The 19180-nt window shown below is 52.5% G+C and carries 17 protein-coding genes and 1 tRNA gene; 5 read left to right on the top strand and 13 right to left on the bottom strand.

What is annotated here, in order from left to right; genetic code table 11:
• Positions 1-119: 119 nt before the first annotated feature.
• From AC5JPW_RS18745 to AC5JPW_RS18735, 3 genes are all read right to left on the bottom strand, one after another.
• Positions 120-196 (bottom strand) — tRNA-Pro (locus AC5JPW_RS18745).
• Between the two features lie 75 nt (positions 197-271).
• Positions 272-2032 (bottom strand): LPS biosynthesis-modulating metalloenzyme YejM, encoded by a 1761-nt coding sequence (yejM, locus tag AC5JPW_RS18740; RefSeq protein ID WP_494242630.1) that lies wholly within the window; start codon positions 2030-2032, stop codon positions 272-274.
• A gap of 17 nt (positions 2033-2049) precedes the next feature.
• Complete coding sequence (locus AC5JPW_RS18735; protein WP_494242629.1) at positions 2050-2277, bottom strand: YejL family protein; 228 nt, start codon at positions 2275-2277, stop codon at positions 2050-2052.
• A gap of 133 nt (positions 2278-2410) precedes the next feature.
• Between AC5JPW_RS18735 and yejK the strand changes: the two genes are divergently transcribed.
• Together yejK and AC5JPW_RS18725 are read left to right on the top strand one after the other, a co-directional pair.
• On the top strand, positions 2411-3415 hold the full coding sequence (yejK, locus tag AC5JPW_RS18730; RefSeq protein ID WP_494242628.1) for a nucleoid-associated protein YejK: 1005 nt from the start codon (positions 2411-2413) through the stop codon (positions 3413-3415).
• 29 nt (positions 3416-3444) lie between these two features.
• Positions 3445-4089 (top strand): hypothetical protein, encoded by a 645-nt coding sequence (locus tag AC5JPW_RS18725; RefSeq protein WP_494242627.1) that lies wholly within the window; start codon positions 3445-3447, stop codon positions 4087-4089.
• Between the two features lie 43 nt (positions 4090-4132).
• On the opposite strand, the gene rplY is transcribed toward AC5JPW_RS18725, so the two are convergent.
• Together rplY and radD are read right to left on the bottom strand one after the other, a co-directional pair.
• On the bottom strand, positions 4133-4417 hold the full coding sequence (gene rplY / locus AC5JPW_RS18720; protein ID WP_494242626.1) for a 50S ribosomal protein L25: 285 nt from the start codon (positions 4415-4417) through the stop codon (positions 4133-4135).
• Between the two features lie 127 nt (positions 4418-4544).
• Complete coding sequence (gene radD, locus AC5JPW_RS18715; RefSeq protein ID WP_494242625.1) at positions 4545-6305, bottom strand: DNA repair helicase RadD; 1761 nt, start codon at positions 6303-6305, stop codon at positions 4545-4547.
• Positions 6306-6463: 158 nt separating this feature from the next.
• Here radD and rsuA point away from each other — a divergent pair, with 158 nt between their 5' ends.
• The 3 genes from rsuA (at position 6464) to AC5JPW_RS18700 (ending at position 9071) form a co-directional block, all read left to right on the top strand.
• Entirely contained in the window at positions 6464-7171 is a 708-nt protein-coding gene (gene rsuA, locus AC5JPW_RS18710) for a 16S rRNA pseudouridine(516) synthase RsuA (protein ID WP_494242624.1), read from the top strand.
• Positions 7172-7185: 14 nt separating this feature from the next.
• Positions 7186-8379: a Bcr/CflA family multidrug efflux MFS transporter gene (locus AC5JPW_RS18705; RefSeq protein WP_494242623.1), complete on the top strand. Its 1194-nt coding sequence runs from the start codon at positions 7186-7188 to the stop codon at positions 8377-8379.
• Positions 8380-8726: 347 nt separating this feature from the next.
• Positions 8727-9071: a YejG family protein gene (locus tag AC5JPW_RS18700; protein ID WP_494242622.1), complete on the top strand. Its 345-nt coding sequence runs from the start codon at positions 8727-8729 to the stop codon at positions 9069-9071.
• 3 nt (positions 9072-9074) lie between these two features.
• Here the strand turns inward: AC5JPW_RS18700 and yejF are convergent, their stop codons facing one another.
• The 8 genes from yejF to AC5JPW_RS18660 form a co-directional block, all read right to left on the bottom strand.
• Positions 9075-10664: a microcin C ABC transporter ATP-binding protein YejF gene (gene yejF / locus AC5JPW_RS18695; RefSeq protein ID WP_494242621.1), complete on the bottom strand. Its 1590-nt coding sequence runs from the start codon at positions 10662-10664 to the stop codon at positions 9075-9077.
• A 1-nt stretch (position 10665) separates the two neighbouring features.
• The gene (locus AC5JPW_RS18690; protein ID WP_494242620.1) at positions 10666-11691 is read right to left on the bottom strand and encodes a microcin C ABC transporter permease; all 1026 of its coding nucleotides are present in this window, start codon (positions 11689-11691) and stop codon (positions 10666-10668) included.
• Complete coding sequence (locus tag AC5JPW_RS18685) at positions 11691-12791, bottom strand: microcin C ABC transporter permease YejB (RefSeq protein WP_494242619.1); 1101 nt, start codon at positions 12789-12791, stop codon at positions 11691-11693. Before AC5JPW_RS18685 ends, AC5JPW_RS18690 begins: the two co-directional genes overlap by 1 nt.
• A gap of 9 nt (positions 12792-12800) precedes the next feature.
• Entirely contained in the window at positions 12801-14576 is a 1776-nt protein-coding gene (locus tag AC5JPW_RS18680) for an extracellular solute-binding protein (protein ID WP_494243869.1), read from the bottom strand.
• A gap of 128 nt (positions 14577-14704) precedes the next feature.
• Positions 14705-16261, bottom strand: a complete 1557-nt coding sequence (locus tag AC5JPW_RS18675) for a cyclic di-GMP phosphodiesterase (protein ID WP_494242618.1) — start codon at positions 16259-16261, stop codon at positions 14705-14707.
• Between the two features lie 193 nt (positions 16262-16454).
• The gene (mepS, locus tag AC5JPW_RS18670; protein ID WP_494242617.1) at positions 16455-17018 is read right to left on the bottom strand and encodes a bifunctional murein DD-endopeptidase/murein LD-carboxypeptidase; all 564 of its coding nucleotides are present in this window, start codon (positions 17016-17018) and stop codon (positions 16455-16457) included.
• 434 nt (positions 17019-17452) lie between these two features.
• On the bottom strand, positions 17453-18145 hold the full coding sequence (locus AC5JPW_RS18665; RefSeq protein WP_494243867.1) for a phosphatase PAP2 family protein: 693 nt from the start codon (positions 18143-18145) through the stop codon (positions 17453-17455).
• Positions 18146-18187: 42 nt separating this feature from the next.
• Positions 18188-19165 carry a CobW family GTP-binding protein gene (locus AC5JPW_RS18660; protein ID WP_494242616.1) on the bottom strand — a complete coding sequence of 326 codons (978 nt, stop codon included), beginning with the start codon at positions 19163-19165 and terminating at the stop codon, positions 18188-18190.
• Between the last annotated feature and the right edge of the window lie 15 nt (positions 19166-19180).

Genomic DNA, 19180 nt, shown 5'->3' with positions numbered 1-19180 from the left:
CGTGAAAACCAGATACGGAGGAGAGAGGTTAGAAAGGCAATAAAAGGGTGGGTTTTAACGTTAGCAAATTGCAGACATAAAAAAACCAACCGTTAAGGTTGGTTTTTTCAGGGATAATTTGGTCGGCACGAGAGGATTTGAACCTCCGACCCCCGACACCCCATGACGGTGCGCTACCAGGCTGCGCTACGTGCCGATTTGTGGCGGTAATACTACCCTTTTCAGGGCTGATTGCAAGTGACGGGTGTCTGACTGATTTAAAATTAATCAATCAGTTAGCGATAAAACGTTTTTCATCCGTTAGCACTTGCAGCAGCAAACTGAGCTGCGGTTTTTGGTCATTAACCTTCTCACCCTGCAGATTCCAGGTTCGGTAACTCCCGTTTTGGTTCAGCAACAATGTCATCTGTGGCGTTGTGATGGCCAGTGTCCCACCACTGGACGCGGTAACCCAGTTATGTCGACGAGTCGCATTAAACAGATCCTGCCCCTGCGAGTACTCATTCGCCGGTGTGCTCACGTGCAACAGTCGTTGCATGAGCGTGGTCATAATGTCTTTATGATCGGTCAGTTTGGTGATGCGCTGTGCTGGTGTGCCCGGCCAGTGGATCACTAATGGTACCTGCAGATTATCACGGGACCATGAGAAATCATTTTTTGATTTTTCCGCCGGCATACCATGACCAGCAGTGATGATCACCACCGTGTTGTCCAGTTTCCCGGCATCGCGCAAGGTGTCGAGAAGACGGCCAATCTGTGTATCGACATCGCTGACCGCGCGGCTGTAACGGCGGGCGAAGTTCTGCTGGTTAGTATCCTGTGAACCCGTGCCGTTGAGCGCCACCCACGAGAACCACCGTGTTTCATCCTGCGCGTAGCGACCCAGCCAGTCGATCCACTGATCGGCGGTCTGAGCATCACTCTGTGCTTTCGGTGCAGGCAGCGAGAAATCAGACAGCAATGCCTGGCGGTAGAGTGCGCTGCTGAAGCCATCAGACGAGAACAGACCAAGCTGATAGCCTTGCTGATTCAGTGCGGTAATCAGGGCCGCAGGTACACGGGCTGACAGCACACCATCCATATAACTTGGGGAAATTCCGTAGAACAGCCCGAAGAAGCCGTTATCTGCCGTATTACCCGAACTCATATGCTGGGTAAAGTTGACGTTCTGCTCGGCGAAACTGGCCAACTGTGGCATCTGTTTTTCGTAACGCGAATAGTTGAGGCCATCGACGGTGATCAACAGGACGTTTTGGCCTGGCCCCATATCCACATAGCGTAAATCGCTTAAAGGATATTGAACTGACACTGCCTCCGGATTGCCCTGTTCGACCAGGCGGCGCTGGTAATCCTGTGCGTCCAGAAGACCATGCTTCTCAAGGAAACGACGCGCTGTCATTGGGTAGGAGAGCGGTAAGTTTGCGCGCTGCATCGTAATCGGACGATAAAAATTGGCGTCAGCCCAGATGTACATCACATGCGTGGCGACAAACGCCACGAAGAAGAAACTGGCCACCGGCTTCGCATAATGGCGACGACGGGTGAGGCTGCGCAGTTTTTGCCAACTCCAGGTGGCAAACAACATCTCAATCAGCAGGATCACCGGCACGCTGATAAACATCAGTTGCCAGTCTCGCGCCATTTCATTCTGGTCGGGGTTAATCACCAGTTCCCAGACAATGGGATTAAGATGCAGGTGGAATCGGGTAAAGACTTCACTGTCGATGAGCAAGAGCGTCATACCGACGGTCGCCAGAATGGCTGACAGGGCACGCATCAGACGCTGTGATATCACGACAAAGGTGAGGGGGAATAAGATCAGCAGGTAGGTGGCAAACACCAAAAAGCTGAAATGCCCGACAACGCTCAGGTAAGAATAGATTCGTCCGGCGAGGGTTGTCGGCCAGTCGGCGACAAACAGATAGCGGCTACCGAGCACCATAGACAACAGAATGTTGAACAGGGCAAACCAGTGCCCCCAGCTAACCATCTGGGAGACTTTTTCACGGTAGGGCTGACGATGTGTCACCATAAGTGTCGCTGTTTACCTTAGTGCGCTTTATCGTCATTAACGGACGACTGCAGAGCCTGGGCGAAGGACTTTGCGATAGCCTGGCGTTGAGCTGGTGCGACGCTGGTGTTAATCAAGTTCGTCACCATGTTTCCCAGTACCATCAGGGAAAGATCGGTTGGCGCCTTGTGTTGCTCCAGCACGTTAGCCAGTTCACTCAGCAGTTGTTCTACGTGTTCATCACTATAACGGGAAATTTGCGGCATAAATCGAAATCTGTTTATTCATAAAGTCCAACATATTACCGTAGCAAGAGGTTTTTTTCTGCTTTTTTATCTGCTGTTGCACAGTTGCCTGGGTGATGGTTGAATACCGCCCGGTCATAAAGGAGAGTTTATCATGAGTCTGGACATCAACCAGATTGCCCTGCATCAGCTTATCAAGCGTGATGAGCAGAATCTTGAGCTGGTGCTGCGCGATTCTTTGCTGGAACCAACGGCCCCCGTTGAGGAGATGGTTGCCGAGCTACATCGGGTTTACAGCGCAAAAAATAAAGCCTACGGCATGTTTAATGAAGAGAGCGAACTGGCCCAGTCTCTGCGACAGCAGCGCCAGGGTGAAGACGATTTCCTGGCCTTCAGCCGTGCGGCGACCGGACGTTTACGTGATGAACTGGCGAAATATCCGTTTGCCGATGGTGGTATCGTGCTGTTCTGCCATTATCGCTACCTGGCGGTGGAATACCTGTTGGTGTCGGTGCTGAACAACCTCAGCAGCATGCGCGTCAATGAACAACTGGACATCAGTGCGACACACTATCTGGATATCAATCACGCAGATATTGTGGCGCGCATCGACTTAACCGAGTGGGAAACCAATCCGGAATCCACTCGCTACCTGACGTTCCTGAAAGGGCGGGTAGGGCGCAAAGTGGCCGATTTCTTCATGGACTTCTTAGGTGCCACTGAAGGGCTGAATGCCAAAGCGCAGAACCGCGGTTTGTTGCAAGCGGTGGATGATTTTACCGCTGAAGCGCAGCTCGACAAATCTGAGCGTCAGGAAGTGCGTAAGCAGGTCTACACCTACTGTAATGAGCAACTGCAGGCGGGCGAAGAAATTGAACTGGAATCTCTATCGAAAGAGCTGGCGGGCGTCAGTGAGGTGAGCTTCCAGGACTTTACTGCCGACAAGGGCTATGAGCTCGAAGAGAGCTTCCCGGCGGATCGCAGCACCCTGCGTCAGTTAACCAAATATGCGGGCAGCGGCGGCGGGTTGACGATCAACTTCGATGCGATGCTGCTCGGCGAACGCATTTTCTGGGATCCGGCAACGGATACGCTGACCATCAAAGGCACGCCGCCAAACCTTCGCGATCAGTTGCAGCGCCGGACCGGTGGCAACTAACTCTCCTTTTCTCATCAAAGGATATGGCGATGCGTAAGGGATTACGCCAGAAACCACCCGTTGATTTTGCACTATTAAAGCAGGTTGCCGGTAAACACCTGGTCCTGTTTGCCATGCTGCTGGGCTTCGGGGTGTTTTCCGTGCTGGCGTCGCTGCTGATTTTCAACGGGTGGTCTGATGTCAGCGGCTATGACCGCGTTGTAAAACTGCTTCTCGGTGGCGTTTTCCTTTGTACGGGGCTGTTTCTTATCGGCTTTGCCTTTAAATCGAGTTTTAGCAGCATTGGCTACTACTACGAAAAAGGACTGCTCAAGCGGAATGGGCTGAACCTCAATGCCACGTTAAGCCGCAAAGCGCGTACGGAAACTGACATCACACTCGATATCAACCGAAACACGCACCATGAGCATATCGATGAACTGGAACTCAAAGTCTGGTTCGATTTCGAATTTGATGGTCAACGCTGGCAGTGTGCAGATCTGATTAGCAGTGAGAAACTGTTTGAGGCGTTAAGTGAAGGGCAGGCCATCCCGATACGTGTTTTGCCGTGGATACCTGAGAGTGCTTCCGTTCGCCAGAGGGCGTTACTGAACCAGCTGAAGCGCGAGGGTGTGCCGGAAGAACGCGATAATCCGCGCATAGCGAAACCGCTGACAGAGAATGATGAGATATAAAAAAACCCCGCAGTGCGGGGTTTTTTTTCGACGAGGTTGGCGATTAAGCGCGAACGAAGTCGATGTGAGTCAGTTTTGGCTTGAACGGGTGACGCTGAACAGCCTGAACTTTCACTTTTACTTCTTTGCCGTCAACGGCCAGGGTCAGAACTTCGGTGTAGAAACCTTCTTTATTCTGCTGGTTCCACACTTTGTCGTGATCCAGTTCAACAGCGAACGGCGCTTCTTCACCACCGTAAACGATAGCCGGGAATTTGTTCGCTGCGCGCAGGCGGCGGCTCGCACCCTTACCCTGCTCTTTACGTACTTCTGCGTTAATAGTAAACATTTAAAACTCTCTTCTATAGTTCCTGCTGCAGGCGACCCAGCAACAGGCAGATTTTCTGCTCTGCGGATGCAAAAGCGGGCGGGATTATACCCGTATCCCCCCCTGTGACAAGTCGCATGGGCGCGACTTAGCCACGTAACTCATTGGCGCGGCGAAAGCGCCCCTCATAATCGAACACTTTCTCACGCACCTGCCAGAATTGCCCTTTCTTTCGGGCGACCACAAAATCGGGATGTCGGAGCAATGCCTGCTGAGCGAGGATATCGCTGGCGACAATCCAGCGCAGCGGCACACCGGGCGTACGGGTGTGCGGACGGATAAAAAGCTGCTCAAAAGCGGTGCGCTGGGCCGGAGTTTGCAGGCGGTAACGCTCGCTGACATCGGCCCCGTCTTCATCGTAATAGGTGATTTTCAGCCACTCGCCTTTGTCATCAGCACCGTGCTGTAAATCCATTCCGCTGCAACGCAGAACCAGCGCATCTTTAAGCTTAAGCGCGGCTTTCAGCATGTCGTCGGGATCAACCAGTACAGTGTCGCAGGTCCGGCAACGACGGGCGGCAATATCATTCTCGGCATTACACTGAGGGCAGTTTTTAAAGCGAAAACGGTAATCGCACTGCTCGCGTAGCCCGTCGTCATCTTCAAACCATCCCTGGCAGCGGCGGCCAAAGTGTTCAATGAGTTTGCCGTCGCTGGTCGTTTTACCCCAGAACGTGTTAGCAAAGCCGCAGGCCGGGCAGAAGACCTGCACCGGAACGTTATCACTTTTACCTTTCGGTGAGCCCACTTCGGGAGAATAGAGATCGTGTGGATTCCCGGCGTAATCCAGAATCAGACAGTCCGTTTTGCCCGGCGCCAGACGCAACCCGCGCCCCACGATTTGTTGATACAAGCTGACGGACTCCGTCGGGCGCAAAATGGCGATCAGGTCGACATGTGGGGCATCAAAACCGGTGGTCAGCACCGAGACGTTGACCAGAAAACGAAACTGCTGCGCTTTGAACGCCTCAATGAGCGCGTCACGCTGCGGACCCGGCGTTTCGCCAGTTATCAGTGCCGCATCATCAGCGGGTAACAGGCCGGTGATTTCGCGGGCATGTTCAACGGTGGCGGCAAAAATCATCACCCCTTTGCGCGAATTGGCAAATTCCACTATCTGGCTAATGATATGCGGGGTCACGCGCTGCTGTTTTTTCAGCTCGCGGTTCAGGTCCGCTTCACTAAACAGCCCGTTACTCTGTACCTGCAGGCGGCTGAAGTCATATTGCACGACGGGCATATCCAGCCGTTCCGGCGGCGTCAGATAGCCATGTTTAATCATGTAGCGCAGCGGCAGCTCATAAATGCAGTCGCGGAACAGTGCTTTTTCATTGCCGCGCACCATGCCGTGGTAATGAAAGCGATAAATCCAGCCTTTACCCAGACGAAAAGGGGTGGCGGTCAGCCCGAGCAGACGTACGCGAGGATTCACTTTGCGCAGGTGCTGCAAAATTTGCTGATACTGACTTTCGTCATCATCACTGATGCGGTGGCATTCATCGACAATCAGTAGGGAAAACTCTCCCTGAAAATGGTCGAGATTGCGCGCCACGGACTGCACGCTACCGAACACCACTTTGCCTTCACTCTGTTTGCTCTTCAGTCCGGCGGCGTAGATGTCTGCTTCCAGACCGAGGGCGAGATACTTGGCGTGGTTCTGTGCAACCAGTTCTTTAACGTGGGCAAGCACCAGCACACGGCCACGCGCTACCCTTGCCAGCTCGGCAATCACCAGACTTTTGCCTGCACCGGTGGGCAGGACAATCACGGCAGGTTCATCGTGGTGGCGGAAGTGGGCGAGGGTAGCGTCTACCGCTTCGCGTTGATAAGGGCGTAAGGTAAAAGTCATGGTCTTCGCGGTGTGACAACATCGTGTCACAAGTATGCCACGAATCTTTCCCTTGAGCGGTGTAGAATGACCGCTATACTTACGGGTCTTAACGGTCCCAACTTCATTTTTTTGGACGCCATGTCCAGCTCCCAGCACCATACAGGCAAAAGAACTTCATGCGACTTGATAAATTTATCGCTCAGCAACTCGGCGTGAGCCGTGCTATTTCTGGGCGTCAAATCCGCGCCAGTCACGTTACGGTTGACGGCGAAGTGGTAAGAGATACGGCGTTTAAATTACGCCCTGAACACCAGGTTGAATACGAGGGGAATGCGTTGGTCCAACAGACAGGTCCGCGCTATTTCATGCTGAACAAACCGCAGGGGTACGTCTGTTCAACGGACGATCCCGATCATCCGACGGTGCTGTTTTTCCTTGATGAGCCGGTTGCTTACCAGTTGCACGCGGCGGGCCGTCTGGATATCGACACCACGGGCCTGGTACTGATGACCGACGACGGGCAGTGGTCGCATCGTATTACCTCTCCGCGCCATCATTGCGAGAAAACCTATCTGGTTGAGCTGGAGTCGCCGGTCTCTGACGATACCGCCGCGCAGTTTGCCAAAGGCGTGCAGTTGCATAACGAAAAAGATCTCACCCGCCCAGCGCAGCTGGAAGTGATCACCCCGACTCAGGTGCGTCTGACCATCAGCGAAGGTCGTTACCATCAGGTAAAACGCATGTTTGCTGCCGTGGGTAACCACGTGGTGGGACTGCATCGCGAGCGCATTGGCGCGATCGCCCTTGATGACGATATGGCGGAGGGGGATTACCGCCCTCTGACGGAAGAAGAGATTGCCAGCGTCGGATTACCGTCGCGCTGAGACAGGAGCTTGTCGTGACCACCAGGCCACACTCATCACTGAGTATTGTTTTTATTCTTGGCCTGTTGGCCATGTTAATGCCGTTATCGATTGATATGTATCTGCCCGCACTGCCGGTGATCGCCGGGCAGTTCGGGGTGCCTGCGGGCAGCGCGCAAATGACCCTGAGTACCTATATTCTGGGCTTTGCGCTGGGGCAACTGATTTATGGCCCGATGGCCGACAGTATTGGGCGTAAACCGGTGATTCTTGGCGGCACGCTGATTTTCGCCGCCGCTGCCGTAGCCTGTGCACTGGCACAGACCATCGATCAGCTCATTACCATGCGCTTTTTCCATGGACTGGCCGCCGCCGCCGCGAGCGTGGTCATTAACGCCCTGATGCGTGACATGTACCCGCGGGAAGAGTTTTCCCGCATGATGTCCTTCGTCATGCTGGTGACAACCATTGCGCCACTTTTGGCGCCGATGGTCGGTGGGGCCGTGCTGATTTGGTTTAGCTGGCACGCCATCTTCTGGATCCTTGCGATTGCGGCATTGTTAGCCTCAGCGATGATCGCTTTTTTCATTCGCGAAACCCTGCCACCAGAGCGCCGTCAGCCTTTTCATCTGCGCACCACGGTCGGCAACTTTGCCTCACTGTTTCGCCATAAACGCGTGCTGAGCTACATGCTGGCAAGCGGCTTCAGCTTTGCCGGGATGTTCTCTTTCCTTAGCGCCGGCCCGTTTGTCTATATCGAAGTGAACCATGTTTCACCTCAGGACTTTGGCTATTACTTCGCGTTGAACATCGTGTTTCTGTTCCTGATGACCATCATTAACGGCCGGTTTGTGCGTCGTGTTGGGGCGCTGAACATGTTCCGTGGCGGGTTGTGGATCCAGTTCACGATGGCGGTCTGGATGGTGGTAACCGCATTGATGGGGGCGGGATTCTGGTCACTGGTGGTGGGAGTTGCCGCCTTTATTGGTTGCGTTTCGCTGGTTTCTTCCAACGCAATGGCGGTGATCCTTGATGAGTTTCCGCACATGGCCGGGACGGCATCCTCGCTGGCGGGAACATTCCGCTTCGGTATTGGTGCCATTGTGGGCGCACTGCTGTCGCTGTCGACATTCAATTCGGCCTGGCCGATGATCTGGTCCATTACTTTCTGCGCGACAAGCTCCATCCTCTTTTACATCTACGCCAGTCGCGGTAAAAAACCGGCCTGATTGTTCATCACAGTTATCAAATTAAGGGAGCAAAAATGCTCCCTTTTTTGATACACATCAACCAAAACAGACATACATTCAGACACGTTTGTTTATTTTATGTAAAATCAATTAATGTAAAAAGTCACATCATTGTAGTGAAAAAGGTTGAGTTAGATCTCAGAAACAGGTACATATAGCCGAAAAAGAGGCTGGGGTTCATTCACAAAATCCAGTTAAATGAACCGCTAACCCGCAAGGCATAAGGCTTTTCACCTTTTCAATGTGAGTGACAAGACGATTTGTCAATAATGTGTTAATCTGAATGTAAAATATTTGTGAAGTAAACTTACTTCCGGGGAATGAAAGTGAATACATTACAGCTCTCCATCATCCACCGTCTCCCCCAGTGCTATCGCTGGCTGGACGGTTTTGCAGGTGCCAAAGTTGAACCGATTCCGCAAAACGATGATGATGCGGAAGGGAGCCTTGTGGCCCTCAAATTGTTGAGCCCGGATGGTGATAAAGCCTGGCCTGTTATGCACAAACTCAGCCAGGCGTTAAGCGATATTGAAGTGGATTGCTCTGTGGTGGAATGCGAAGGCGAGCCCTGCCTGTTCGTAAATTGCCAGGATGAGCTCGCAGCGACCTGCCGTCTGAAAAACTTTGGCGTCGCCATTGCCGAGCCGTTTACCGGTCAAAATCCTTTCTGAGCGTCAGCGTAGTGCTAATAGCTGACGTGTATAGGCCTGCTGCGGGCTGTTGAATACCTGCTGACACTCTCCCTGCTCGACTACTTCCCCTTGTTTCAACACAATCACCTTGTGACATAAGGCGCGCACTACCTGCAAATCGTGGCTGATAAAGATATAGGCCAGGCGGTGCGTTTGCTGAAGGGTCTTCAGCAAGGTCAGAATTTGCGACTGTACGGTGCGATCGAGTGAAGAGGTTGGTTCATCCAGAATGATCAGAGCGGGTTTTAAAATAAGCGCACGGGCAATCGCGATACGCTGACGCTGGCCACCGGAAAACTCTCCGGGAAAACGGCGACGTGTTTCAGGATCCAGCCCCACTTCGTTCATAACCCGAATGACTTCTTCTTCACGTGCGTTGGGTTTCAGGGTCGGCTGATGCACCAGAAGACCTTCTTCAATGATCTGCTGCACGTTCAGACGCGGATTGAGCGACGAGTTAGGGTCCTGGAATACGACCTGGATACGGTGGCGCACTGGCAGCATCTGCTTACGGTTCCACTGATCTATTGGCTGCCCGTCGAAGTGAATTTTCCCTTGCGAGGCAATCAGGCGCAGCAACGCCAGACCTGTCGTGCTCTTACCCGAACCGGACTCACCCACCAGTCCCAGGGTTTCACCCGGATGCAGTTCGAAACTCACCGCTTTAACCACGTCATTATGACCGACAACACGCTTGAGGATGCCTTTGTGGATGGGGAAGCGCACACCCAGATTTTCCACCCGCAGTAGCGGTGTGGTACCTGGCGTCAAAGGCACCGGATCGCCCGCAGGCTCACTGTTAATCAGCCGTTGCGTGTAAGGGTGGGACGGGGCGGAAAAAAGCGCGTCTGTGCTGTTCTGCTCCACACATTTGCCGTTTTGCATCACCGCGACGTTATCTGCCAGTTTTCTGACGATACTCAGGTTATGGGTGATAAACAGCAGGCCCATGTTGAGTTCCTGGCGAAGCTCGTGCAGCAGGGCGAGGATTTGTGCCTGCACAGTCACGTCCAGTGCGGTGGTAGGTTCATCGGCAATCAGCAGTTCGGGTTTTGTCAGCAACGCCATGGCGATCATCACGCGCTGGCGTTCCCCTCCGGAAAGCTGATGAGGGAAGTCACCCAGCCTCTGGCGCGCATTGCGGATACCCACACGATCGAGACAGGTGAGGATCTCCGCTCGCGCAGCTTCCCGGCGCATACCCCGGTGTAAAGAGAGCACTTCGTAGAGCTGTTTTTCCACGCTATGCAGCGGGTTCAGCGAGACCATCGGCTCCTGGAAAATCATCGCAATTTTATTGCCGCGCACCTGGCGTAAGGTCTTTTCAGAGGCGTGAAGTAGGCTCTCGCCACGAAAGAAAATGTCCCCCTGCGGGTACACGACTGGCGGGGAGGGGAGCAGGCGCAGAATGGACAGCGCACTCACGCTCTTGCCCGACCCTGACTCGCCAACCAGTGCCAGAGTTTCGCCCGCTTCAACCTGTAAGGAAAGGTCACTCACCACGGTGCGTAAGCTCTCCTGCTGGCGAAAGGCAATGGAGAGGGAATCAATGCGTAACAGAGGAGTTGTCATCTCAGACCGCCTTATTGGGATCAAAGGCGTCGCGCACGGCTTCACCAATAAAAATCAGCAACGACAGCAGCACCGCCACTGACAGGAAGGCTGTAATGCCCAGCCACGGGGCCTGAAGGTTGTTTTTTCCCTGCAACAGCAGCTCACCTAAAGACGGTGAACCCAACGGCAAACCAAACCCGAGGAAGTCGAGGGAGGTGAGCGTGGAAATAGAACTGCACAAAATAAACGGCAGAAACGTGAGCGTGGCGACCATTGCATTGGGCAGCATGTGGCGCAGCATAATGCTGCGGTCATTCACTCCAAGTGCTCGTGCAGCACGTATGTAGTCAAAGTTTCGCGTGCGCAGAAACTCGGCGCGCACCACACCCACCAGACTCATCCAGCCAAACAGCACGGTAATTGCCAGCAGCCACCAGAAGTCGGGCTGAACCACGCTTGAGAGCAGAATAATCAGGAACAGGGTGGGCATCCCCGACCACACCTCGATAAAGCGCTGCCCCCAGAGATCTATTTTACCGCCGTAGTACCCCTGAATGGCCCCCGCCAGCACGCCTATCACGCAGGAGCAAACGGTCAGCATCAGGCCAAAGAGAAGAGAGATGCGCGTGCCGTAGAGAATGCGTGCCAGCACGTCTCCCCCGTTGGAGTCGGTGCCAAGCCAGTTCTGGGCTGAAGGCGGAGAGGGGAAGGGTTGAGTGGTACCGTAGTTAATGCTGCGTGCACCAAAGCGAATGGGGGCCTGAACCATCCAGCCGTGCTGGTTAATCTGTTGCTGTAGCCAGGGGTCCTGGTAATCAGCAGGCGTAGCGAAGGGGCCACCGAACGTGCTTTCACCGTAGTCCGCTACCACCGGCACATACCAGTTTCCCTGATAGCGCACCAGCAGTGGTTTATCGTTGGCGATCAGTTCAGCAAACAGACTGAACATGAACAGCAGCAGAAAGATCCACAGCGACCAGTAGCCGCGACGATTGTGACGAAAGCGCGCCCAGCGGGTCTGGTTGACGTAGCTTAATTGAAACATCAGCGTCCCTCGAAATCGATGCGCGGGTCGACCAGCGTATAACTGATATCACTGAGGATATTCAGCAGCAGGCCAATCAGGGTGAAAATATAGAGCGTGCCGAACATCACCGGATAATCCCTTGAGACAGTGGCTTCATAGCCCAGCAGCCCCAGGCCGTTAAGCGAGAAAATCACCTCAATCAACAGTGACCCGGTAAAGAACATGCTGATGAATGTGGCCGGGAAACCGGCGATCACCAGCAGCATGGCGTTACGGAACACATGCTTGCGCATAATGTTGCCTTCGCTGACCCCTTTTGCCCGTGCGGTGACCACATACTGCTTGCGGATCTCATCCATAAACGAGTTTTTGGTCAGCATGGTGAGTGCAGCAAAACCGCCAATCACCGTTGCCAGCACCGGCAGCGTGATGTGCCATAAGTAGTCAGTGATTTTTCCATACCAGGGCAGGGTGTCAAAGTTGGCCGACACCAGCCCTCGCAGCGGGAAGATATCGTAGTAGCTGCCGCCGGCGAAGAAGACGATCAACAGAATCGCAAACAGGAAAGCCGGAATCGCATAGCCGATGATGATAAACGCACTGCTCCAGAGATCGAACCGACTGCCGTTATAGACCGCTTTACGGATGCCCAGGGGAATGGAGACGAGATAGATAATCAGCGTTCCCCACAGTCCGAGGGTGACCGAGACCGGCATACTCTCTTTGATGAGTTGCAAAACGGACGAACTGCGGAACAGGCTGTCGCCAAAATCAAAACGCACGTAGTCCCACAGCATTTTGAAATAGCGCTCATGCATTGGCTTATCGAAGCCGTAGCGCTTGGTTATCTCTGCAATCACTTCCGGATCCAGGCCGCGGCCACCGCGATAATGGCTGTCATTGCTGACGGCGCTACCCACACCGGTACGGGCATGGGTGGCACTGGTCCCGTCCATCGCCGTGCCGGGTAATCCGGCGGAGCTGCCAAATTCAATGGCGGCAATAGCCTGGTCGACCGGACCACCCGGTGCGATTTGCACAATAAAAAAGTTAATGGTGATAATGGCCCATAACGTCGGGATTATCAGCAATAAGCGTCGAATCAGATAGGCGCCCATTCCTTCTCCTTAACGTCTGGCGGCGGGCAGTTTTGCCGCTTTGTTTACGTCATACCACCAGGTATCAAACCCGATCGAATAGACAGGACGAATGCCCGGCATCGAAAACTTGTCCCAGTAAGCTATCTGGTCGGCAGACATATACCACATCGGCAGCATGTAATAATTCCACGTCAGCACGCGATCCAGCGCTCGCCCCAGTGGCAGCAGTTTGTCCTTGTCACCCTGAGCCTGAATAATTTGTGCGATCAATTTGTCGACCACCGGATTCTTCACCCCCGGTGAATTGTAGGTGGAATCGATGTACTCCGAGCTCCAGGATATTTGTAAATCCGAGCTTGGCCAGGGCATCGCACGCACGACGCGCGGCATCATGTCGTAATCGCGGGTACGCAGGCGGTTGGTTATCTGCGAGTTATCGACCTGGCGAATTTCCATCGTGATGCCCAGGCGCGCCAGATTGTGCTGGAACGGCAGTACCCACTGATTGTTGCCGCCGGAGGAGAGCAGCATTTCGAAGACAAAGGGCTTACCGGTCTGCGCATTCACCAACTTCTGGTCTTTCATGACCCATCCCGCTTGCTTCAGCAATTCGCTGGCCTTCAGCAGATTTTCCCGATCGTACCCATCCCCTTTCGACACGGTGGGGGTATAAATTGAGGTAAGGACTTCAGGAGGAATATCGGCTTTCATTGGCGCAAGCAGCATCAATTCAGCAGCATCCGGATAGTTACGGGCGGCGTACTCAGTATTCTGGAAGTAGCTGGTGGTGCGGCTATAGGCGTTGTAGAAGAGGGCCTTGTTCATCCACTCAAAATCAAACGCCAGTGACACTGCTTCACGGACGCGCCGGTCGCTGAACACCGGGCGCTGGATGTTAAAGGCCAGCCAGCGTGTATCTTGCGCAGAGGTGTTCTGCTGTTCGTCTTTCACAATGTAGCCATTGGCAAAATTGGTGCCGATGTAGCGGGTTGCCCAGTTCTTCGCGCTGCCTTCGGTGCGCATATCGAAGGCACCCGCTTTAAAGGCTTCGAAGGCAACGTTATCGTCAAGATAATAGTCGTAGCGGATGGTATCGAAATTCCAGCGACCACGGTTCACTGGCAGATTTGCCCCCCAGTAATCCTTCACGCGCGAATAAGTAATGTACTGGCCCATGCGCCAGGCGCTGATGCGATAAGGACCACTGGCCAGCGGCGGCTTGCCGAGTGGGTCGCTAAGTTTGTGGTCCTTCCAGAATTTCTCTGGCATCACCGGCAGAGATAAAAGACTCAGCATATTCTCTTTGCCCGGTTCTCCCAGCGCAATACGCACCGTGAGCGGGGCAATTGCTTTAACCGTCGTTCCCTTGTAGATCAAACGAAATTGTGGAACCCCTTCGGTCATAAATTTTTGGAAAGTAAAGGCCACATCGCTGGCACGAATGGGTGAGCCGTCATGGAAGGTTGCCCGTGGGTTAAGGGCGACTTCGACCCAGGAATAGTCATCTGCGTAGCGCGCCATTTCCGCAATCAGTGGGTAATAGCTACCTGGCTCGTCATCAGAGGTGGTAAACAGGGAATCGTAAAGTGATTCCGTGCGCACTGCGGCGTTGCCACGGAGTGCGAAACGGTTGAAGTTATCAAATGTGCCGATGCTCGAGAGCGTGATGCTGCCGCCTTTAGGGGCTGCCGGGTTCACGTAATCAAAATGGGTAAAGTTGACAGCATATTTGGGCTCACCGATGACAGCAAAAGAATCGCTCTCTTTGATGGTCTGGGCTTGGGTTACCAGGCTGGCAAGCATAAAAAATGAAACAACTACGCGCAAAAACGTCATGGGGTGAGTTCCTTTACCAGCTGCGCGCCGGGCGCGACATCGTCTTCTTATTGAATAATAAGGGAGCTCAGGCCTGATGGGAAATAATAAAGGCGCTAAAGTTGTGATGAAAAGGGGGCGGGTTTCCAGGCGACGAAATTATCCAGTGTCATGGGGCGGCTGAAGTAATAACCCTGCAGGAAATGCACCCCATGTTCACGCAGCCATCGGGCTTGTTCGGGGGTTTCAACACCTTCGGCAACGGTGGCCATGTTGAGTCTTTTGGCGAGCATCAGTACAGCATCCAGCACCGGAGAAGTGACGGTTTCGGTGCCAATCGCATTCACAAAGCCACGATCGATTTTTAAATAATCCAGAGTGAACCGTTCGAGATAAATTAATGCGCTGTGTCCGGTACCAAAATCGTCAATGGCAATTTCATAACCTTCATTACGAAGCCACTGGAATAAGTTTGCCGCTTCCGTTTCTCGTAGCATGTCCCGTTCCGTGATTTCCAGCACCAAATTGAAATAGTCAGGCGGAAGGGATTGCGAGAAGGCTCTGATATCCTCTTTAAAACTTTTGGCATGTAAATGACCAGGCGCGATGTTGACTCCAAGCTTTGCGCCTTCCGGCAGCAGTGTTTGTAGTACCGGCGCATCACGGGCAATCAGCTTAAACAGATGCAACGTTAGCGGGACAATCAGCTTTTGTGCTTCAGCAAACTGGATAAACGCATCCGGCGGGATCTCTCCGGCGGTCGGGTGTTTCCAGCGCATTAATACTTCTGCACCTCGTACCTTTAACTCCGCAGAGTCCAGTACGGGCTGATAGACCACATAAAACTGGTCACGCTTAATTGCAGTAAGAATCTCTTTCCCGGGCCGCATATTTACGAAGAGAACCCAGGCTGTCAGCATGCCCACCAGTATTCCCGACATCACGCCAAATAAGGCTGCAAACTGGATATCTTCCGGTTTCCACTTTTCGGCATACAGATAGATAGTCAGAGGATGGTTGGCTATGTGAGCGATGCGAAAAGGCGGGGTGTTCAGCGATTGCAGATCAATCAGTCCGGGGGCGAAGGTGGATATGGCTTTATTGCCGATACCCAGCGCGATGCCGTTGAGGTCTTGTTGCTGAGTGGTGTAGAAGAGGAAAGGGGTAAGGTTGATATTAAGAGAGACAAAGACTCCCCTGTCGTCCAGTAGCGGACTGCGAAACCACATCACCACCGACGGTTTATCCGGCATCATAGGGGTCCCGGGTAAAATCGCCATATCGGTATTCTTGTTTAAATCAATCTCAGGTATCAAATCGCGCAGTGGCACATTCATTGGACCTGTTGCCGAAGAGCAGACCGCGTTTTGACCTTTGATCAGCAGGAAAGCACGCACATTGAGTGTAAAGGCGGCGCGGGAAGTAAGTTCACTGGCGACATCACTGCATTCATTCAGGGTGAGAGGCTGCAAAGATTCTGCTGTGGTTTTGATGTCAGCCAGATAGTCGACCAACCAGTGTCTGATGCCACCCACCATGGCATCCATCTTCTCTTCATGCTTGTTTTGCAGAATAAGGAATTGCATTCCACCTACGATCACTGCCGTCAACAACCCCGCCAGAATACTCAGCAGCAAAATTTTTCGGGTTGAAGAAAAGTCGCGGGTAAACATCACTGGGGTCCATTCTGAAGTACGAAGGCATTAAGCCAGACTATTGATCTGATTGATTTCCTGGAATATAGCCTGGATAGAGCGGTGAGACATAGATTTTTGCGGTGAATTTTAGCAATAAAAAAACACCGACTTTGCGGTGTTTTTTTATTGCCTTTGCGCCAGCCAAGGGAATAACCAGCGAAGACAGAGATTAGCTGCGACTCAGGACGCGGCGTGCTTCGTTATAGCGCTTCTTCCAGTAAGGCTCATCCATGCTGGAAATCACGACACCACTGCTGGTGGAAGCGTGAACAAACTGGTTATTACCCAGATAGATGCCCACATGGCGACCCGTCGAACCCGCTCTGAACAACACCAGGTCACCGGTACGCAAGCTGGTACGCGAAACTGAACGCCCCATTTCCTGCTGTTCATAAGTAGAACGTGGCAACTCTAAACCAAACTGTTCGCGGAAAGTACGCTGCACAAAACCGGAACAATCGATACCTTTTTTGGTGTCACCACCCAAACGATAACGAACGCCTTTCCAGCTTGCATACTGATCCATAATGCGGGATTTAACATCCAGATTACGAACCATACTTTCAAATTCATCCTGAGAGGCTTGCAGTGAAGAAGGATCTTCACCCACAGCATGCGTCTCAGGATGCATATTTTTCGCAGTGTTCGATGAACACGCCGACAACAATACTGCTACTGCAATCGCGGGAATCGCCCGCAAGATATATCTCAAAATCGGCTGAGATTTGACCATGTTAATTATTTTCCCTTGAAGTCCTTAACGAAAATTATCGTTATAAATATTGCCAACGCAGCGAGATTAATTACCTGCGTTCAATGAGACAATTCTTGATGGTCAAATCTGTGGAAGAACGCACAAATTTATTCACAATGAGAATAATTGCTCTTTTGCGACGAGGCAGACCGAGATTACCCTATCACCCTAAGCATTGCGAGCGCTTTTCCGCGATTTTTTATAAGAAATAATGATACAAAAAGTTAAATATCGGGAATGGATAAAAAGTGGTCAATTTGGGTTAAAAAACATGCAAATTACTCATTTTCATCATGAATATTGTGACGGGAATATGACGGTAATTGGGTGATTTCGGGAAATTTGGCTCAGGGAGCGAAAACGATCCCTGATGTTGACAGTGTATTGATGTTAATAAAATGTTTAGTGGCTGTTTATTTTCCCGGCAGGTACCGATCAAATGCCGCAATAATTTTGTCGCTCAATGGGGTCATCAGACACCACGGAAGACCAATCAGCGCCACTGAAAGCGAACCGACAGCAATATCTGTAAACCAGTGAGCACCAATCATCACACGTGGGAAAGCGAAAACCACAAAAATAATCAGGGCTATGGCAAAGGCTTTTTTGCCGAAATATCGCAACATGATGGATGAAAAAATAAGCAGCATCATTCCATGATCTCCCGGGAAGCTGTCTTTTGACGCGTCCTTAGTTGGGAAATTTAGTAATTCACTGACCCGATGAATATCGGTAAAAAATAGCGTTGGACTTTCACGTTTAACGGGAATAACTAATTGCGCCAGTTGATTTAATACCACGGCAAACAACAGCATTGTCAGACCAATAATGAGGATGCGACGTCGTCCCTGGCTATCTTCCTGCATCCAGAACCACAACATTAAACAGCCCATTGCCAGAAGTGAACACGCATCAAAGGCACGGTTGTTCGTCAGTGCAACCAGCCACAAAAAGGCGCGGCTTTCGACCAGCCCCTGGTTAAAGAAATGGAAGATGGAGGCGTCCAGCGGGGACCAGGCACCGTGATTCACTGGCAGATACCAGGAGAGAAACAGCGCCAGACCGGCGGCATTAAGGAGTAAAATTAGCGGTAAGCGAGTTTTCATCATTAGCCATTCTTAACAAACAGGGGCAAAACAGTAGTACGCTTAATCTAAACGAAGCTTCAACAGACTGGACTGAAGTGCGTTCCAGTCGGCCTCGGATGAGGTAATAAGCTCGATTCGACTATCCGGTGGCGCAACATTCTGCGTTTCAATGTGGAAATCCTGACCCTGACGATTAAGCCGAACTAATCCTTCCGGGATCCGCATCACCCCTTTAACACGCTCGACCGGTGCCAGACGTGCCCACTCCATCAGACCAATGGTATCGAACTGGGTATCGGCATCGAAAATCCAGCCACACGCATGGTGGCCCTGACCGCTGTTCAGGCTGCGACGCCAGCGTTGTTGCGCCGGCAGACTTAATGCCGCCAGACCTTTACGTTCCCCGGTGTGATGATGGTGTTCTGCACTGACGGGCAGTTCACGCGTATTACGACGCGGTATGTCGAGCAGTTCGACAGGAATATTACCCTGCGTGGTGTCAATGCGCTGACGCTCGCCGCCATACAATTGCCACCACTGGTCGAAAGCATCAATGCTCTCCTGACCAGCACGATCCTGCTTGTTCGCCACAATGATGTCGGCGGCGGCTAACTGATCGCGAAAGTTTTCATTGGTGAGGCTTTTTTCATCCAGCAACTGGCGGGGATCGAGTAGGCATAATGTCGCCTGCAGGTCGATCCAGGGTTCATAGACCGGGGCGGTTAACATATCGAGGATCTGTTTGGGGTGGCCCAGCCCGGTCGGTTCAATTAACAGACGGTCGGGTTTGCCCTGGCGCAGCAGTGTGTTCAGGCCAACCTGCATCGGCAAGCCGTTGACGCAGCACATGCATCCGCCGGGAATTTCTTTCAACAAGGCACCACTGTCTGCCAGTAAGGCACCATCAATACCGACTTCGCCAAATTCGTTGACCAGCACGGCCCACTTTTCATTCTCAGGTTTATTCGCCAGCAAATGCAGAATCGCAGTGGTTTTACCGCTGCCGAGAAAGCCGGTAATCAAGTTAGTTTTGGTCACGTGCACTCCAGGATG

The sequence above is a fragment of the Phytobacter sp. genome (assembly GCF_059074235.1).
Note: the sequence above shows the minus strand (reverse complement) of the source record. Positions and strands in the feature narration are given on the sequence as shown.

Excerpts from the sequence above, each read along its gene's own strand:
- yejM (WP_494242630.1), bottom strand. The coding sequence starts at position 2,032 with ATGGTGACACATCGTCAGCCCTACCGTGAAAAAGTCTCCCAGATGGTT.
- AC5JPW_RS18735 (WP_494242629.1), bottom strand. The coding sequence starts at position 2,277 with ATGCCGCAAATTTCCCGTTATAGTGATGAACACGTAGAACAACTGCTG.
- yejK (WP_494242628.1), top strand. The coding sequence starts at position 2,411 with ATGAGTCTGGACATCAACCAGATTGCCCTGCATCAGCTTATCAAGCGT.
- AC5JPW_RS18725 (WP_494242627.1), top strand. The coding sequence starts at position 3,445 with ATGCGTAAGGGATTACGCCAGAAACCACCCGTTGATTTTGCACTATTA.
- rplY (WP_494242626.1), bottom strand. The coding sequence starts at position 4,417 with ATGTTTACTATTAACGCAGAAGTACGTAAAGAGCAGGGTAAGGGTGCG.
- radD (WP_494242625.1), bottom strand. The coding sequence starts at position 6,305 with ATGACTTTTACCTTACGCCCTTATCAACGCGAAGCGGTAGACGCTACC.
- rsuA (WP_494242624.1), top strand. The coding sequence starts at position 6,464 with ATGCGACTTGATAAATTTATCGCTCAGCAACTCGGCGTGAGCCGTGCT.
- yejF (WP_494242621.1), bottom strand. The coding sequence starts at position 10,664 with ATGACAACTCCTCTGTTACGCATTGATTCCCTCTCCATTGCCTTTCGC.
- AC5JPW_RS18690 (WP_494242620.1), bottom strand. The coding sequence starts at position 11,691 with ATGTTTCAATTAAGCTACGTCAACCAGACCCGCTGGGCGCGCTTTCGT.
- AC5JPW_RS18685 (WP_494242619.1), bottom strand. The coding sequence starts at position 12,791 with ATGGGCGCCTATCTGATTCGACGCTTATTGCTGATAATCCCGACGTTA.
- AC5JPW_RS18680 (WP_494243869.1), bottom strand. The coding sequence starts at position 14,576 with ATGCTTGCCAGCCTGGTAACCCAAGCCCAGACCATCAAAGAGAGCGAT.
- AC5JPW_RS18675 (WP_494242618.1), bottom strand. The coding sequence starts at position 16,261 with ATGTTTACCCGCGACTTTTCTTCAACCCGAAAAATTTTGCTGCTGAGT.
- mepS (WP_494242617.1), bottom strand. The coding sequence starts at position 17,018 with ATGGTCAAATCTCAGCCGATTTTGAGATATATCTTGCGGGCGATTCCC.
- AC5JPW_RS18665 (WP_494243867.1), bottom strand. The coding sequence starts at position 18,145 with ATGAAAACTCGCTTACCGCTAATTTTACTCCTTAATGCCGCCGGTCTG.